The 1,031-nt window shown below is 47.5% G+C and carries 1 protein-coding gene and 1 pseudogene; both read right to left on the reverse strand.

All coding sequences use genetic code 11. From position 1 onward, the window contains the following. Positions 1 to 716, reverse strand: a pseudogene (locus tag A3762_RS16410) (23S rRNA (uracil(1939)-C(5))-methyltransferase); the annotation flags it as partial. Between the two features lie 38 nt (positions 717 to 754). Further along, a partial coding sequence (locus tag A3762_RS16415) for a pyridoxal-phosphate dependent enzyme (protein WP_156493524.1) occupies positions 755 to 1,031 on the reverse strand: 277 nt, incomplete at its 5' end.

The raw sequence follows: 1,031 nt of genomic DNA on the forward strand, positions 1-1,031 counted from the left end.
GGCTGCAAGTAAATATGGAATGCATTATCTCGGCCAAACTGTATCAGCTTAACGGTATCTTCCTCGGTTAAAGGCGCCATGTGTCGCACGACTAGCGCACTCGCATCTTCACCTAAGGCAACCTCAAACTGCGGCAATTCTTTGTATACCGACAAACTTGCCACGAGTGCTCGCAAATCCATTAATCGGTGACCAACAATCGGGTTAAGCACTTCACACTGCTGAATGTCGGCTAAGAAACTATTACGCTTCTCTCTAAAACCAACCAATACCGTGTCTTTTTTCGCTACAAATCGCGCACCTAGGCGTGCTTTGCCGCGATAACCAGTCGTTGGACCGGTCATAGGTTCAATCCATTGTTTCGGCTCAAGATTTCCGAAATGTTCAAAGTGCTGACGCAGTGTATTCTCTTTGAACTTGATCTGAGCATCGGTCTCCATGTGCTGCAAACTACAACCGCCGCAAATCTCGGCGTGTGCACAAGGAGGTTCAACACGCTCCGCTGAGGCGCTGAGTACTTCTACTGTTTTCAACTCATCGAATTTGCCGCGCTTTTCGACATATACCGCAGAGACTTTCTCTCCTGGTAATGCCGCATCAACAAACTGAGTTTTTCCGTCTAATTTGGCAATCCCGCGCCCTTCATGACTTAAGCCTCCAGTAATGTCACATTCAATTGGATCTACAGGAAGCTTTTTTCTGCGTCTTCTCGCCATAATATGTTCAGTCTTCTAAGTAATTAATTGCAGGCTGTCTATTTCGCAAACACGCCTGAAGAGAGATAGCGGTCACCTCGGTCACAAATAATGGCGACAATTACCGCATTTTCAAGTTCTTGATTTAGTTGCAATGCCGCTGCAACAGAGCCACCGGAAGAGACCCCGCAAAAGATGCCTTCCTTCTCAGCAAGCAGGCGCATTGTGTCTTCGGCTTCTTGCTGCCCCATATCAACAATGCGATCGACACGCGTCTCGTCAAAAATAGTTGGCAAGTACTCTTTTGGCCAACGACGAATACCGGGGATCGATGCT

The sequence above is a fragment of the Oleiphilus sp. HI0125 genome (assembly GCF_001635355.1).